Origin of the sequence: Nocardia goodfellowii, from assembly GCF_017875645.1 — a bacterium.
Classification (GTDB): domain Bacteria; phylum Actinomycetota; class Actinomycetes; order Mycobacteriales; family Mycobacteriaceae; genus Nocardia; species Nocardia goodfellowii.
In genome coordinates this window covers 2,353,643-2,369,889 of the sequence record NZ_JAGGMR010000001.1, presented here as the reverse complement: position 1 = coordinate 2,369,889, position 16,247 = coordinate 2,353,643, and the positions used below count along the sequence as shown (strand labels likewise).

General features: G+C 68.1%; 14 protein-coding genes. 13 read left to right on the top strand and 1 reads right to left on the bottom strand.

Annotated elements, in window-relative coordinates; genetic code table 11:
* Positions 1 to 3: 3 nt before the first annotated feature.
* The 13 genes from BJ987_RS10460 to BJ987_RS10400 all read left to right on the top strand — a co-directional run bounded on the left by BJ987_RS10460 (position 4) and on the right by BJ987_RS10400 (position 15,476).
* Positions 4 to 609 carry an ABC transporter permease gene (locus tag BJ987_RS10460; RefSeq protein ID WP_209887476.1) on the top strand — a complete coding sequence of 202 codons (606 nt, stop codon included), beginning with the start codon at positions 4 to 6 and terminating at the stop codon, positions 607 to 609.
* Positions 602 to 1,768 (top strand): ABC transporter ATP-binding protein, encoded by a 1,167-nt coding sequence (locus BJ987_RS10455; RefSeq protein WP_307869563.1) that lies wholly within the window; start codon positions 602 to 604, stop codon positions 1,766 to 1,768. The genes BJ987_RS10460 and BJ987_RS10455 overlap by 8 nt, the downstream gene beginning before the upstream one ends.
* Positions 1,765 to 2,514 (top strand): ABC transporter permease, encoded by a 750-nt coding sequence (locus tag BJ987_RS10450; RefSeq protein ID WP_209887473.1) that lies wholly within the window; start codon positions 1,765 to 1,767, stop codon positions 2,512 to 2,514. The genes BJ987_RS10455 and BJ987_RS10450 overlap by 4 nt, the downstream gene beginning before the upstream one ends.
* The gene (locus BJ987_RS10445; RefSeq protein ID WP_209887471.1) at positions 2,511 to 3,497 is read left to right on the top strand and encodes a glycine betaine ABC transporter substrate-binding protein; all 987 of its coding nucleotides are present in this window, start codon (positions 2,511 to 2,513) and stop codon (positions 3,495 to 3,497) included. Before BJ987_RS10450 ends, BJ987_RS10445 begins: the two co-directional genes overlap by 4 nt.
* A 219-nt stretch (positions 3,498 to 3,716) precedes the next feature.
* Complete coding sequence (locus BJ987_RS10440) at positions 3,717 to 4,916, top strand: MFS transporter (RefSeq protein ID WP_209887469.1); 1,200 nt, start codon at positions 3,717 to 3,719, stop codon at positions 4,914 to 4,916.
* A 4-nt stretch (positions 4,917 to 4,920) separates the two neighbouring features.
* Positions 4,921 to 6,156, top strand: a complete 1,236-nt coding sequence (locus BJ987_RS10435; protein WP_209887466.1) for an aminotransferase class I/II-fold pyridoxal phosphate-dependent enzyme — start codon at positions 4,921 to 4,923, stop codon at positions 6,154 to 6,156.
* Complete coding sequence (locus BJ987_RS10430) at positions 6,153 to 7,718, top strand: acyl-CoA carboxylase subunit beta (RefSeq protein WP_209887464.1); 1,566 nt, start codon at positions 6,153 to 6,155, stop codon at positions 7,716 to 7,718. The genes BJ987_RS10435 and BJ987_RS10430 overlap by 4 nt, the downstream gene beginning before the upstream one ends.
* Positions 7,715 to 9,655, top strand: a complete 1,941-nt coding sequence (locus tag BJ987_RS10425; protein WP_209887460.1) for an ATP-binding protein — start codon at positions 7,715 to 7,717, stop codon at positions 9,653 to 9,655. Before BJ987_RS10430 ends, BJ987_RS10425 begins: the two co-directional genes overlap by 4 nt.
* Positions 9,655 to 11,289, top strand: a complete 1,635-nt coding sequence (locus BJ987_RS10420) for an ABC transporter substrate-binding protein (protein ID WP_209887457.1) — start codon at positions 9,655 to 9,657, stop codon at positions 11,287 to 11,289. Before BJ987_RS10425 ends, BJ987_RS10420 begins: the two co-directional genes overlap by 1 nt.
* Positions 11,290 to 11,325: 36 nt before the next feature.
* On the top strand, positions 11,326 to 12,336 hold the full coding sequence (locus BJ987_RS10415) for an ABC transporter permease (protein ID WP_209887454.1): 1,011 nt from the start codon (positions 11,326 to 11,328) through the stop codon (positions 12,334 to 12,336).
* The gene (locus tag BJ987_RS10410; protein ID WP_209887451.1) at positions 12,333 to 13,154 is read left to right on the top strand and encodes an ABC transporter permease; all 822 of its coding nucleotides are present in this window, start codon (positions 12,333 to 12,335) and stop codon (positions 13,152 to 13,154) included. Before BJ987_RS10415 ends, BJ987_RS10410 begins: the two co-directional genes overlap by 4 nt.
* Positions 13,151 to 14,809 carry a dipeptide ABC transporter ATP-binding protein gene (locus BJ987_RS10405; RefSeq protein ID WP_209887447.1) on the top strand — a complete coding sequence of 553 codons (1,659 nt, stop codon included), beginning with the start codon at positions 13,151 to 13,153 and terminating at the stop codon, positions 14,807 to 14,809. Before BJ987_RS10410 ends, BJ987_RS10405 begins: the two co-directional genes overlap by 4 nt.
* A 97-nt stretch (positions 14,810 to 14,906) precedes the next feature.
* A complete protein-coding gene (locus BJ987_RS10400) occupies positions 14,907 to 15,476 on the top strand; it encodes a GyrI-like domain-containing protein (RefSeq protein ID WP_209887445.1) in 570 nt (189 codons plus the stop codon).
* Here the strand turns inward: BJ987_RS10400 and BJ987_RS10395 are convergent, their stop codons facing one another.
* A complete protein-coding gene (locus BJ987_RS10395; protein ID WP_209887443.1) occupies positions 15,477 to 16,061 on the bottom strand; it encodes a TIGR03086 family metal-binding protein in 585 nt (194 codons plus the stop codon).
* Between the last annotated feature and the right edge of the window lie 186 nt (positions 16,062 to 16,247).

Genomic DNA, 16,247 nt, shown 5'->3' with positions numbered 1-16,247 from the left:
TTGATGACGGATTCCTATCTGCATGTCTCGGCGGTGGTCCAGTCGGTGCTGATCGCCGCGATCGTGTCGATCGCGATCGGCGCGCTGGTCTACCGCAGCCCGCTCGGTTCGGCGGCGTCCACCGCCGCGGCGAGCATCATCCTGACCATCCCGTCCTTCGCGCTGCTCGGAATCCTGATTCCGGTTCTGGGACTGGGGGTTCCGCCCACCATCACCGCGCTCGTGCTCTACGCGCTGCTGCCGATTCTGCGCAACACCATCGTGGGGTTGTCCTCGGTCGATCCCGCCGTGACCGATGCCGCACGCGGCGTCGGGATGAACCGGCTGCGGGTGCTCACCGCGATCGAACTGCCGCTGGCCTGGCCGGCCATTCTCGCCGGAATGCGGGTGAGCACGCAGCTGATCATGGGCATCCTGGCCATTGCCGCCTACGCGAAAGGGCCGGGTCTGGGCAATCTCATCTTCTCCGGGCTGTCGCGGCTCGGCACGCCGACCGCGGTGCCGCAGGCGCTCACCGGCACCGTGCTGATCATCCTGCTGGCGCTGCTGCTAGACGTTCTGCTCGTCCTCGCCGGACGACTGACCACACCCAGGGGTATTCGTGAGTGAAACCGTCGAACCGGCCGTGTCCGGAGTCGAGATCGTGCTGGATTCGCTCACCAAACGCTATCCAGGACAATCGGATCCGGCGGTCGACAACGTGTCGATGACCATCCCGGCCGGGGAGACGGTCGTGCTGGTCGGGCCATCGGGGTGCGGTAAGACGACGACCATGCGGATGATCAACCGGCTGATCGAACCCAGCTCGGGGACGATCATGATCGGTGGGCGCGACGCCGCGGCGGTGAATCCGGACCAGCTGCGGCGCGGGATCGGCTACTCCATCCAACAGGCCGGGCTGTTTCCGCATCTCACGGTCGCGAAGAATGTCGCCACCGTGCCGGGCCTGATCGGCTGGGACCGCAAGCGGATCAGCGACCGCGTGGACGAGATGCTGGATTTGGTCGGACTGGATCCGGGCACCTTCCGTGATCGCTACCCACGCCAGCTCTCCGGCGGTCAGCAGCAACGAGTGGGTGTCGCGCGGGCTCTGGCCGCCGATCCGCCGGTGCTGTTGATGGATGAACCGTTCGGCGCGGTCGATCCGATCACCCGGGGGCTGCTGCAAGACGAGTTGCTACGACTGCAAGCCGAACTGCGCAAGACGATCGTGTTCGTCACGCACGATTTCAACGAGGCGGTGAAGCTCGGGGACCGAATCGCCGTACTCGGCAAGAATTCTCGTGTGCTGCAGTACGACACACCGGGCGCGATCCTGGCCGACCCCGCCGACGACACGGTAGCCGGATTCGTCGGTGCGGACGCGGCGCTCAAACAGCTCACGCTCACCCGGGTGGAGGATGTCGAACTCGGGAATTGCCCGACCGCTCTGATCACCGACGCGGTGGAGCCGCTGCGCACCGCGATCACCGAGGGAGACAAGGACTTCGGCATCGTTCTCGATGAGCAACACCGCCCGGTGCGGTGGGTCACGCTCCCTCAGCTCGCGCAGGCGACCTCGCTACGCGACGTGGGAACAGCGGTGGGCGAGGGTGTTTCGCTGCGGTCCACTCTCCAGGAAGCACTGGAAGCGCTGCTCGCCGACAGCACGGCGAACGCCGTCGTCACCGGCCGGCGCGGCGCCTACGCGGGACTGATCACCATCGACACGCTGGTCTCCCACCTGTCGGCCCTGCGCACCACGCACTCCGGAGCCGGCTCCGCATGACCGCGCAGACCGAACGCCGCGCCGAACGCATCCGGCTCTTCGCACAGCCGGTGCTGGCCGTGCTGATCAGCGCCGGTGTGCTGGTGTGGGCGTTCGCCCGTGATCTCACCGCCACTCAGCGGGCCGGCCTCAGCGCGGGCAATATCGCCACCGTCACCTGGGAGCATCTGCTCATCACCGCGACCGTGGTGCTGATCGTCGTCGTGCTCGCGGTACCGCTGGGCACCGCACTTACGCGACCCGGATTCCGCCGCCTCGCACCGTTTTTCGTAGGTATCGCCAATATCGGCGCGGCCGCGCCGGCCATCGGCCTCATCGTGCTGTTCTATCTGATCACCCGGACCACGGGGTTCTGGATCGGCGTCGCACCGATCGTGCTGCTGGCGCTGCTGCCGGTGTTGCGCAACACCATCCTCGGCTACCAGCAGGTCGACCCCACGCTCGTCGACGCCGGTCGCGGGCAGGGCATGTCCGCCGCCACCGTGTTGCGCCGCGTCGAGTTCCCGCTCGCCGTGCCGTACATCCTTGCGGGACTGCGGACTTCGCTGGTACTGGCGGTGGCCAGCGCGACGCTGTCGTTCCTGGTGAGCGCGGGCGGCCTGGGTATCCTCATCGACACCGGCTACAAGTTGCGCGACCACGTCACCCTCTGGGTCGGAGCACTGCTGGCAGTGGCGCTGTCACTGCTCATCGACTGGGTGGGCGCGCTGGCGGAACGCTATCTCGGGCCGAAGGGGCTGCGATGAGAGTCCAGATCCGGCGTGGCTGTGTGGCATTCGCGATGTCGCTCACCGTCCTGTTGGCCGCCTCCTGCGGGCTGGAAGCCGGTCGATCGGTGCCCCTGGAAGTGAATCCCGGCAGCATCCAGCCGATAGCGGAACTCGAAGGTGTGCGAATCACCGTGGGTTCCAAAGACTTCACCGAACAGGAAATTCTCGGCTTGATCATCGCCTTCGCGCTCGACGCTGCCGGGGCCGAGGTGCGGGATCTGACCGATATCGTCGGTTCCAACAGTCTGCGCGACGCCCAGCTACGCGGGCAGGTCGATATCGCCTACGACTACACCGGCACCGGCTGGATCAACTACCTGGGCAATGAATCACCCGTCGCGGGGTCGCAGGCCCAGTTCGAGGCGGTACGTGACGCGGACCGGGAAGCACACGGAATCGTGTGGGCCGCAATGGCTCCCGTTAACAATACCTACGCCCTCGCGACCAGCGCTCGCACCGCCGAGGAAACCGGAGTGCGGACACTGTCCCAGTACGCGAATCTGGTCAACTCCGACCCGGCCGCCGCCACCACCTGTGTCGGCACCGAATTCAGCGTGCGCCAGGACGGATTCCCCGGCGTGGTACGCAAATACGGCATCGACGCCGCCAAGGCACAGAAGCGCGTCGTCGACGACGCCATCGTCTACCAGTCGACCGCCGACGCCCGCCAATGCCGCTTCGGCTCCGTGGCCGCCACCGACGGCCGCATCCCCGCCCTGGACCTGCGCCTGCTCGAGGACGACCTCGGCTTCTTCCCGCAATACAACGCCGCCCTCGTCATGCGCGCGGACTTCACCGCAGCCCACCCGCAGGTGATCGACGTCCTCGCCCCGATCTCCCGGCTGCTCACCAACGAATCCGTCACCGAGCTGAACCGCAAGGTCGACGTCGAAGGCCGCGAGCCCGCCACCGTCGCCCGTGCATGGATGGCGGCCCAGGGTTTCATCACCATCCCCTGACCTGCACCGCACTTCATCGAGCGCTCGCGGCTGCGGTCGGTGCCCGAAGCCTCTGCCGCACAACATATTAGGACGCGACGCGCCCTCTGAAGAATCAGACCGATTCTAACCCTGTGTCCCGGTGGCCGGTCCGCGTAGATCTAATACCCGATCCGAAATACGGATGGGTGACGCTGACAGGGTTTGTACAGCGCACATCTGTGGGGTGTAGGGGTGTGCATGAGTGTGCGGCAGCAAACCGGGCCGGCCTCGACCGAGGCGGTATCGCGCCGAGCCATCGTCGCGATCGCCTGTGGCGCAGTCGTTGTCGCACAGATGGCGACCACGATCTACCTGCCCGGCATGCCCGCGCTGGGCGCCGATATCGGTGCCGGTGACGGCACAATGCAGTTGTCGGTCGCCCTCTTCGTGGTGTTCGCCGCGCTTCCGGTCGTCGCGTGGGGACGGGCCGCCGAACGGTTCGGCCGGGTGCCCGCGTTCGTCGCGGCCGGGGCATGCTTCATCCTCGCCAGCGCGGCTTTGGCTCTGATCACGAACGCACCGCAATTGCTCAGCCTGCGCGTTGTCCAGGCGATCGGGGCGGGCGGTATCGCGGTGGTCGGACGGATGATGGTCAAAGACCTCTTCACGGGAGCCGAACTCGCGCGGCAACTCGCGCTGTTGTCGATGGCCTTCGTCGTCGCACTCGGCGGCGGTCAGGTGATCGGTGGCATCGTCACCTCGACGCTCGGGTGGCGCTATGGCTTCGCCGTGCTGGCCGCGCTCGCCGTCGTGCCTGTCGGGTACGCGCTGCGGGTGTCATTTCCGCCGCCGGGTCCGAAGTCCGAATCGAAGGGCAGCGCGCGTCGGCTGTTCGGCGATCGCGTTTTCGTCGCCGCCGCGGGTGCGGGCGGCATCGGGTTCGCCGTCATCGTGATGATCCAGCAGAAGTCCGCGTTCATCTTCTCGGACGGATTCGCGCTGCCGCCTTGGGTATTCGGCTTGTTCGGCGCGCTGTACGGTGCGGCCTACCTGGCCGGCGCGACCTACGTGCGACGCGGCGTGAGCCGGCTGGGCGCCCGCGTCATGATGCGCCAGGGCGCTTGGATCATGCTCGCCGGATGCGCGCTCATCACCGTCGTCTGGGCGGTCGAGCTGCCGCGGGCCGTCGCGCTCCCCCTCTTTCTCGCCGGATACGTCACCGCCACCTTCGGTCAGGCCACGCTGTTCCCCAACAGCGCCGCGCACGCCGTCAGCCACCTCGTCGCCGGGGGCGCGATGGCCGTCACCTGGTGCGCGCTGATCCAGCAGGGCCTGGCCGGTATCGCCGCGCTGGCCGGCCCCGCACTCACCGGGCTGCTCGCCTGGTCCATCGCTATCACCCTGCTCGCCGCCGTGAACGTACTCGTCGTCACGGTGCTCTCGCCGACAAAGGAATAACCGAATGGGCACACACCAATTCGCCAATATTCGCAGGCAGCTGCAACTGAGCAACACCTTCTGGGACGACAGCACCACGCACGGGCTGGTGGACATCGTCGCGGCGGATATGCGGGACGGCACGGTGCACGACCGCGACGGGCGCACGATCGTCAACTTCTCCTCGTATTCCTATCTCGGCCTGGACAGCGACGCACGCCTGATCGCGGGCGCGCATCGCGGGCTCGACGAAACAGCCACGATCAATTCGTCCATCTCCCGCATGCGCATCCGGCTCTCGCTCCTGGAGGAGGCCGAACAGCGGCTCTCGCGGACCTTCGGCGCGCAGGCTGTCACGGTGTCCTCGTGTGCGGCGGCGGCCTGGGCCACCCTGCCGCTGCTCGCTTCCGGGGAGCTGACCGGCGGACACCCACCGCTGGTGGTCTTCGACAAGAACGCGCACTTCTGCCTGAACGCGATGAAGCCTCTGGTGGCGGACGAGACCGAACTGGTCACCATCGAACACAACGACATCGAGGCGCTGGAAGAGCTGTGCCGCAAGCATTCTCACGTCGCCTATGTCGCGGACGGCGTCTACAGCACCGGCGGCGGCGCACCGTTGCGTGAGTTGCGACGGCTCCAGGATCGCTACGGCTTGTTCTTGTATTTCGATGAGGCGCACGGCATCTCGACGCTGGGACCGCGCGGTCGCGGCTACGTCCTCGGCGACTACGAGGGCTGGCGGGACCGGACGCTCATAATCGCTTCGCTCAACAAAGGTTTCGGGGCGAGCGGCGGCGTCATCTTCTTCGGCCCGCCCGGCGACGATTCCCGCAAACCCACGCTGCTGCGCACCAGCGGCCCGCTGATGTGGTCCCAGCGGATCAACACCGCGGGCCTGGGCGCCATCGTCGCGTCCTGCGACCTGCACGACGACGGCACCGTCGATCGACTGCAAGTCGAACTCCGCGAACGGGTTCGCCTGTTCGACTCACTGGTCGATACCGACCTCGGGGGTGACGGGCTGCCGATCCGATTCGTCAGCATCGGCCGCGAGGACACCACGGTCGCCGTCGCCCGGGACATGCTGAACGCGGGGTTCTACACCTCCCCGGTGTTCTTCCCGATCATCCGCCGCGGCAGCGCGGGTCTGCGGCTGATGCTGCGCGCGGACCTGGAACCCGACACGATCCGCCGGTTCGCCGACACCTTGAACGCGAGCCTCGCCGCCCATCAGGACCGGGAGGAACAGCTCGCATGACACTGACCATCGAACACAACACCGGTTTCGAAACCCAGCGTCAGCTGCTGCGCGACCACACCGCCGGCATCGTGACGCCGCGACGGCGGCCGGGCGACGCCAAACTGCCGGTGCGCGAACGGGTCAACCGGGTACTCGACCCCGGCACGCCGTTCCTGGAGCTCGGGCGGCTGGCCGCGCACGAGGTGTACGACACCGACCTGCCCGCCGCCGCGCTCGTCGTCGGGATCGGCACCATCCACGGCCGGCCGTGCATGGTGTTCGCGAACGACCCGCACGTCAAAGGTGGCACCTATTACCCGCTGACCATCAAGAAGCAGCTGCGCGGACAGAAGCTGGCCCGCGAGTATCGGCTGCCCTGCGTCTACTTGGCCGACTCCGGCGGCATCTACCTGCCGCTGCAGGAGGAGATCTTTCCGGACGAGGAACACCTCGGGAAGATGTTCCGGAATATCGCGGAGATGTCCGCGCTGGGACTGCCGCAAATCTCGGCGGTGCTCGGAATCTGCACCGCGGGCGGCGCCTACATCCCCGCGATGAGCGACGAGACGGTGATGGTCAAAGACCTCAGCACCGTCTTCCTGGGTGGCCCGCAATTGGTCGAGGCCGCCACCGGCATCAAGGTGGACGCGCAAACCCTCGGCGGCGCGGATCTGCACGTGCGGGAAACCGCGGTGGCGGATCATCTGGCCGCGAACGAGGAGGAAGCCCTGGCGATGGTCCGGGACATCGTCGCCCGCACGCCCGGGGACCGGGTGCGTCCACCGGCTTTCCAAGCCCTCGAACCGGCCGACGATCCGGCGCGCCTACCGGCCCTGATCCCGGCCACCACCAAGAAGGAGATGAACGTTCGCGCGATCCTGCGCTGCGTCGTCGATGCCACCTCGTGGGTGGAGTACCGCAAGGACTACGGCCTCACCATCGTGTGCGCGACCGCGCGCATCGCCGGCTACGAGGTGGGAATCGTCGCGAATCAGGGCGTGATCTTCCCGGACAGCGCACTCAAGGCGACCAACTTCATCCAGATCTGCAACCAGCGCCGCATCCCATTGCTGTTCGTGCACAACGTGAGCGGCTTCATGGTCGGTGAGCAATACGAACGCGAGGGCATCGCCAAGCACGGCGCGAAGATGGTCAACGCCGTGTCCTGCGCCACCGTGCCCAAGATTTCGCTGGTGATCGGCGGCAGCTTCGGCGCGGCCAATTTCGCGATGTCCGGCCGGTCGATGGGCGGCCAGTTCATGGCGATGTGGCCGAACGCCCGCTCCACCGGCGTCGGCGGCGAGCAGGCGGCCGCGGTGATGGCCATTCTCAAGCGGGATCGGTTGCGCCGCGAGGGCAAGGAACTCAGCGCGGCCGCGGAAGCGGCGATCAAACAGCCGATCATCGAGAGCTTCGAGCGCCAATCCCACCCGGCCTACATCGCCGCCCGGATGTGGATCGACGCCGTCGTCGAACCCGAGGACACGCGCACCTGGCTCGCACAGTGCTTGTCCCTGGCACACGAGCGCTGGGACCGAACCCCGTCGGACACCGGCACATTCGGGGTGTTCCGACTGTGATCTCGACGCTGCTCATCGCGAATCGGGGCGAGGTGGCCGCCCGTATCGCCCGCACCTGTGACCGGCTCGGCATCGACTACGTCACCGTGAGTGCCGACGAGGATCGCGACCTGACCTATCACGACGGTGCGGTGGCGACGGTGCGCCTGCCCGCCGCGAGCGGCCATCTCGACGCCGCCGCACTGGTCCGGGCCGCCACCGAGACCGGTTGCGACGCAGTCCATCCCGGCTATGGTTTCCTCTCCGAGCACGCCGGCTTCGCGCGCGCCGTCCGGTCCGCCGGACTGGTATTCGTGGGCCCCAGTTCGCGAGTGATCGAAACCATGGCCGACAAGGCCTCCGCCCTGCTGGTCATGGCCGAGGCGGGTGTGCCGGTGCTGCCTGGCACCCGCGCGGCCACCGACGACCTGGACGCACTGGCCCGCGCCGCCGACGACATCGGTTACCCGCTCATCGTCAAACCGGCCGGCGGTGGCGGCGGCAAGGGAATGTCGGTGGTGCGCTCCCCGGACGACCTGCGCGAATCACTGGCTTCCGCCACCCGGACCGCGACGGCCGCCTTCGCCGACGGGCGGCTGCACCTGGAACGCTACGTCGAACAGGCCCGGCACATCGAAGTCCAGGTGTTCGGCGACGAATTCGGCAGTGCCGTACACCTTTTCGATCGCGACTGCTCGTTGCAGCGGCGGCATCAGAAGGTGATCGAGGAAGCACCCGCACCGCGGATTCCCGAGCCCATCCGCCAGCGGATCTTCGAGGCGGCGGTACGCGGCGCGCAAGCACTGAACTATGTCGGCGCGGGCACCTTCGAGTTCCTGCTGGTAGGCGACGAGTTCTTCTTCATCGAGATGAACACGCGGCTGCAGGTTGAGCACACCGTCACCGAGGAGATCACCGGCGTCGACCTGGTGGAATGGCAGCTGCGGGTCGCCGCCGGGGAACCGCTGCCCGTCACCCAGGAGCAGATCACATATCAGGGCGCCTCGGTGCAGGTCCGGATGTACGCCGAGGACCCGTTCCGGTCGTTCCTGCCGTGCCCGGGAGAACTCGAGGTGACGCACTGGCCGGACGTCCGAATCGAGCGTGCCTTCGAGCACCGCCTCACCGTCACCGGCGGATTCGATCCGATGATCGCCAAACTCGTCGCCACCGGAGCCACCCGGGCCGAGGCGCTCGCCACCGCCCGCGCCGCCTGCGCGGAGCTGCGCTGGACCGGCATCTCCACCAACCTCGGATTCGCCGGCGCGGTCCTCGCTTCCCCGATCCTCGCGGCCGCGGAGCACGACACCGCCTACCTGGACCGAATCGACCCGGTCACCGAGTTCGCCGATCCAGATCTGTTGAGCGCCTTGGCGATCGCGGCCGCGCTGACCGCGCCCGATCGGGCGACGCCGTGGTCGGCGGGCGCGCCGGTGGGTGACCGCGCGTGGCTCGATCCCACCGATCACGACCTCGGGAGCGTCGACCTCGTTGTCGACGGCCGCCCGTTCACCATTCGAGTCAGCGGCTACGACGGGGATGCGGTGCGCGTGCGCGCCGATACCGCAGGACCGGGCGTGCGCTGTGTGCGCAGCACCGGCGACACGATCTCGGTGGGCGCGACGCCCTGTGTGGTGCGACGCCTCGGCGAGGGGTGGGTGTGCCAGGTCGCCGGAGTCTCCCGGGAGGTGCGGTACGCGGAATACCGCTCGTTCGGCTCGACCGCGTCCGACCCCGAGATCCGTTCTCCCATGCCCGGCACCGTCGTCCGGCTCCACGTCGAATCGGGCGCGCTCGTCGAACAAGGGCAGCTCCTCGGCGTGGTCGAGGCCATGAAGATGGAGCACGAGCTGACGGCGACGCATCCCGGCATCGTCACCGTGACCGCGACGGAAGGCGCGGTCGTCACCACCGATCAACCCCTATTTCTCATCGAAGAGAGGAGTGCCGCGCTGTGATGCGGACTCGGCGACTGGCAACGGCTCTCCTGGCGGCCACGGCCCTATTGGCAACCGCGTGCGGCGGCTCGGACACCACCTCGGGCGGCTCCGCGCAGCCGCGCGCCGGGGGCGCGCTGACCTGGGGCGTGGAGACGGAGCCGACCACCCTGAACCCCCACCTCAACGGTCAGAGCAACACGAAACTGATGTTGCGCAACACCTTCGAGACGCTGCTGGCGCGCACCCCGGACGGCGGCTACGTCCCTTGGCTGGCCACCGGCCACGAGGTGTCACCCGACGGGCTGACCTACACCTTCACCCTGCGCGAGGGCGTGAAGTTCACCGACGGTCACCCGCTGACGGCGGCCGCGGTGGCCCGCAACTTCACCACCATGCAGGACGTCGCCTATTCCGGCGGGTTCTCCTCCGGGCCGCTGTCGAACCTGGCCGGAGTGCACGCCCGCGACGAACGCACGGTGGTCTTCACGCTGAAGAATCCGTACGCGCCGTTCCTCGACTTCGCCTCCGGGTTCGACATCATCTCCCCCGCCGCGTTCGACAAGCCGCAGCTCAAGGCGGGCGGCCCGGAGATCGCGGGCACCGGGCCGTTCATCCTCGATCGCTACGTCAAGGGACAGGAGCTGCACTTCCGGAAGAACCCGGACTACAACTGGGCACCGCGGACCGCCGCCCATCAGGGCCCGGCCTACCTGGACGAGGTGACCTACCGCTTCCTGCCCGAATCCTCGGTGCGCACGGGTGCGCTCACCTCCGGCCAGGTCGACCTCATCGAAGGCGTCTCCGGCAACGACGCGTCCCTGTTCGAGGACAACCCCGAGTTCACCTACCAGCGCTCGTTGAACAACGGCAGCCCGTACACGCTGTACTGGAACGCCACCTTCGGTCCCGCCACCGACGAGCGGGTTCGCAAGGCGCTCAACAACTCTGTCGACGTGGACGCGGTGTTGCAGTCGATCTACCGCGGCCAACGCACCCGTGGTTGGGGAATCGCCTCCAGCGTCGACACGCTGTTCTACGACAAGAGCATCGAACGCGCCTATGGCGCCGACAAGACCGCCGCGAACCGCCTGCTGGACGAAGCTGGTTGGACGGCAAAGGATTCCGAGGGATTCCGGACCAAGGACGGACAGCGCCTGACCATCGAACTGGTGCAGGCCCAGTCCACCGTGCGGGACCAGCGGGAGGTGCTGCTGCAAGCGGTGCAGGCGCAGGCCAAGCAGAACGCGGGGATCGACCTGAAGATCTCCTACGTCGATCTGGGCACCTACGCCGAGCTGCGCAAGAACAACACCTTCGGCTCGATCGCCAACTCCGACACCCTGACCGGTGGCATCGATATCGAAAACCATTGGTACCCGGCCGGATCGAAAGGCACGCTGAACTACAGCCGCGCGGCCGACCCCGAACTGTCGGGCTGGCTGCAAGCCGCCGCCGCGACGGTCGACACCGCCGCGCGAGCCGAGCAGTACGCGCGGTTGCAGCGGTTCGTGCTCGTCGACAAGGCCTACGGGTTGCCGCTCTACATCCCGGAGAACCAGATCGCGGCCGCCACCCACGTGCACGGCGCGGGTTTCCGTGCCTACAAGCAGCTTCCGGAGAACGCCTACGACATCTGGATCGACCGTGGCTAGGACCGCGGGCGTGCGCGCTGCACCGGGGTGTCGTCCATGACGCTCGAAATCGCTGTCCCGCAAGCGGCGGAACCCGAAGTCGGCAACCGTCACGGCGCGCGGACCGGTACCGCCAAAAAGGTTGCGCTGCGCGCGGTCTCGGGCATCGGCGTGCTGTGGGGCGCGGCCACCCTCTCCTTCATCGGCGTAAGGCTCGCACCGGGTGACACGGTCGACGTGCTGCTCGGCGAACAGCCGCGGACTCCGGAGGTCGAGGCGGCCATCCGCGCCGAATGGGGGCTGGACAGCCCGGCCGTCGTGCAATACGCCCGCTACCTGTGGAGCGTTGCGCACGGTGATTTCGGCCGGTCCTACGTACTCCAGCGGCCGGTGTCGGAGGTGATCGGTTCGCAGGCCGGGCCGACCCTGGCGCTCACCGGGGCCGCACTGCTGGTCGCGGTGGTGTTCGCGGTCGTCGTCGCGACCACCACCGCGGGGCGGCGACGCGGCCGGGCCGTCGCCAACGCCGTTGAGCTGGCGCTGGTTTCGACGCCGGCGTTCTGGCTCGGCATCGTGCTGCTGTCGGTGTTCAGCTTCCAGTGGAAGGTCTTTCCGGTGGCGGCGAACAAGGGCCTGTCCGCACTGGTGCTGCCCGCGCTCGCGCTCGGATTGTCCCTCGGCGCGGTCATCTCCCAGGTGCTACGCGACGGTTTGGAGCGAGCGCTGGACGAACCGTTCGCGGTGACGGTGCGGTCCTGGTCGGTGCGCGAGAGCGAGCTGCGGCTGCGGCACGGACTGCGGCACGCCGCGCTGCCCGCGGTGACCCTGACCGGTTGGCTGGTCGGCGGATTGCTGGGCGGCGCGGTGATCGTCGAGGAGGTCTTCGGGCGGCCCGGTCTGGGCCGGGTCACGGTGGAAGCCGTGCTGGCACAGGATCTTCCGGTGGTGCTCGCGGTGGCGGTGCTGTCCGCGTTCGTGTACGTGCTGATCAGCACCCTGGTCGATGTGCTCTACCTGTGGCTCGACCCGCGACTGCGCCGCGACTCCCGGAGCGGGGCGACGCGATGAGGGTCAACGGCACGAAGCATGTCGCCGTCGCCCTGGCCGCGCTGGCCGTCGGCCTGGTCGCGATCGCGGTGCTCGCTCCGGCCGTACTGGCCGGGACCGACCCCCTCGCCGCCGATCCTCTTGCCGCACAACTACCCCCGAGCGCGCGGCACTGGTTCGGCACCGATCACCTGGGCCGCGACGTCTTCACCCGCGTGGTGCACGGTGCGCGCTACTCCCTGCTGATCGGCGTCACGGCCGTCGCGATCGCGGTCGTGGCGGGCACCGCGCTGGGTCTGCTGTCCGGGTTGGCCCGGGGCGCGCTCGACGAACTGATCACCCGCTTCCTCGACGTGGTCTCCGCATTCCCCGATCTGCTGCTCGCACTGGTGCTGATCTCGTTCACCGGGCCGGGAACCACGAACCTGATCTTCGCGCTCGGTATCGCCTCGGTCCCTCGATTCGCCCGGGTGGTGCGCGCACAGACCCTCGTCGTGCAGGAGTCCGGCTACGTCGAACAGGCACGCACCTTCGGACTCACCCGGGCCACGCTGGTGCGGCGGCATGTGCTGCCGCACGCGGTGGCGCAGGTGCCCATCCTGGCCACCATCGGACTCGGGACGGCCATCCTCGGCGCAGCCGGACTGAGCTTCCTCGGCATGGGTCCGCAGCCGCCGGAACCGGAATGGGGCGCCATGCTCGCCGAGGGCCGCAACTATCTGCGCAACGCCTGGTGGATCGCGGTACTGCCCGGCGTGGCCGTCACCGCGACGGTCATCGCGGTGAGTTCCCTCGGGCGGCATTGGCAACGACACTACGAAGGAAGGTCCGCGCTGTGAACGAGCGGAGTCCGGTCGCGGTCACGAACCTGCGCATCGGCTTTCCGGGCGCGGCCGGGATCCGGGATGTGGTCAAGGGCATCGATCTGCGGATCGATCCGGGCGAAGCGGTGGCGCTGGTCGGCGAATCCGGCTCGGGAAAGTCGGTGACGGCACGCGCGCTGGTCGGTCTGGCCGGCGCGGGCGCGGTGGTGCGCGCCGACCGGCTGGAGCTGTCCGGACAGGACGCGCGCGGGTACCGCGAGCGCCAGTGGCGCCGAATCCGGGGCAGCGACATCGGATTCGTCTTGCAGGACGCGCTCGTGTCCCTCGATCCACTGTGCACGGTGGGCGCACAGCTGGCCGCGGCGCAACGCGCGCTGACCGGCCTGCGCGGGCGCGCCCGCACCGAACGCAGCGTGCGGCTGCTCACCGATGTCGGTGTGCCCGAGCCCGAGCGGCGACTGCGGCAGTACCCCTACGAGCTGTCCGGCGGACTACGCCAGCGGGTGCTGATCGCGACGGCGATCGCGGGCGATCCCCGCCTGATCATCGCCGACGAACCGACCACCGCGCTCGATGTCACTGTGCAGCAACAGATTCTGGAACTGCTGCGGCAGCGTAAGGCAGCGGGCAACGCACTGCTGCTGATCAGTCATGATCTGGCGGTCGTCGCCGAGCTGGCCGATCGAGTGCTGGTCATGAAAGACGGCGAAGTCGTCGAATCGGGAGCGACGCGGGCTGTTTTGACGCGTCCGGAACACCCCTACACGAAAAGACTGCTCGCCGCCGTCCCCTCGGCTGCCTCGCGCGGGACGAGGCTGGCGATAGCCGAAGACTCGGCAACCGAGTTCCACGAGCGCAGGCCGCTGCCGCCTCGAACAGTCCACAACACGCGAATCGTGTTGTCGGTCCAGGGTCTTCGCAAAACCTATGGCTCCAGACCCGACGCTCGCACCGTGGTCGACGGCGTCGACTTCGATCTGTTCGCCGGCGAGACACTCGGGATCGTGGGCGAGTCGGGCTCCGGCAAGACCACGACGGCCCGGCTCGCCCTGCGCCTGCTCACGCCGAGTTCTGGTCGCATCGTGGTGGACGGCCAACCGTGGAGCGAGTATTCCGAGCGGGAACTCCGCCCCCACCGCAGCACCGCGCAACTGATCGCGCAGGACCCGCTGAGCTCCTTCGACCCGCGCTACACCGTGGCCCGCATCATCGGGGAGAGCCTGGATACGGTCGGTCTGCGCGGGCGCGCCCGCGCGGACCGGGTGCGCGACATCCTCGACGCGGTGCGGCTCGGGCGCGACTTCCTCGACCGCCATCCGCGCACCCTGTCCGGCGGACAGCGGCAGCGTGTCGCCATCGCCCGCGCGCTCGCGCCCAACCCCGCGCTGATCGTCGCCGACGAACCGGTGTCCGCGCTCGACGTGTCGGTCCAAGCCCAGATCCTGGACCTGCTCGCCGAATTGCAGGCCGAGTTCGGCACCGCCCTGCTGCTCATCTCGCACGACCTCGGCGTGGTGCGGCACATCGCGGACCGGGTCGTCGTGATGAAGGACGGACAGGTCGTCGAGTCCGGCGCGGTCGACTCGGTGCTGGTCGCGCCGCAGCATGATTACACCCGTCGACTGGTGGCATCGGTTCCGCGTCTGCCCGAGCTCAGCCGCCCGTCCTGAGTGCGCCGCCGGGCACGACGTGGTGGCGGATTCGCCGGGTTGACACTCCAGTTACGGGAGGGCGCAGGCTCGACGCGAACCCGGAAGGAGCATCGCTGTGAAGATCGATCTCGCGAAGAGCGACAAGCACTACTACACGGCCTCGACCGAACCCGAGCTTCGGACGTTCGAGCCCTACCACTACCTGACGGTCACCGGAATGGGCGCGCCCGCGGGGCCGGAGTACACCGAGGCGCTGACCGCGCTGTACCGGACGGCCTACGGGATCAAGAAGGCAGCCAAGGCGGCGGAGCAGGATTTCGTGGTGCCGAAGCTGGAGGGCCTGTGGTGGGTCGAATCCGATCGGCCGCCGTTGACGGTGCCGCGCGAGGAATGGCACTGGCAGTTGCTGATTCGCATGCCTGAGGTGGCGACCGAGCGGGCGGCCGCCGAGCTCGTCGAGAAGCCCGTCACGATCGAGCGGGTGCACGAGGGGCTGACGGTCCAGGCGCTGCACCTCGGACCGTATGCGACCGAACCCGAAACGCTGGCCCGGATGGACGCTTTCATGTCTGCCGAGGGGTTGACCATGAACGGCAGACACCACGAGATCTATCTCTCGGATCCGCGGCGGACACCCGGCCCGAAGACGAAAACGATTCTGCGCCACCCGGCTCGGCGGCTCTGACTACCAATCGCGCCCGGCGTAGGCGAGCAATTTCCGGTGCGCGGGTGCGTCGGCGGGTGCCTCGACTTCGGCCTCGAAAATGCCGGGCCGGCGGAAGGCATCGATGCCGCCCTGCGCCGCCATGAGGCTGAGCATCTCCGCGCACAGTTCGTCGTCGGCGAGATCGGCCCGGTCGATGGCCACCGCGATATCCACTCCGTGCACCAGGATTTCGGTGAGATGGATGACCGCGACCGCGGTGCCGGGCAGCGCACCGAGCGGGCTGTCGACCTGTGCACTCAAGGCATCGGGGCGATGCCAGGCCGCGCGGTCGATCTCGGCGGCCGCGGCGTAGGCGCCCTGCGGATCCGAGCCCAGCCAATCATCCTCGCGTTCGGCTCCCGACCCCATACCGCTCAGTGCGGCGGCGACCTGGTGCATGCCGGCCACGGTGTGGTTCAGCACGGTGCGCACATCCCAATCCCGGCAGGGCGTGGCCACCGCGAGCTGCGCGTCGGCCACCGCCTCGACGATCCTTCCGGTGGCATCCAACGCGCGATCGATCTGACCGATCACGCCGGCGGGACGGGTAGGCGCAGTTTCCATGGGCTTCCTTCGCTCGAGCGGATGCAGCATTGATAGCACGATCGGCTGACAAGTGGAGGCAACCGCAGCATCGGGTTACCCAGCATGAACGACGGTGAAAACAACTGTGTTACTTCCCATATCGTTCCCTACCAGTTGTGCGCCATGTCACTGGGCCACCGAAGCTCGGCGCGTCGGCCGAACCGG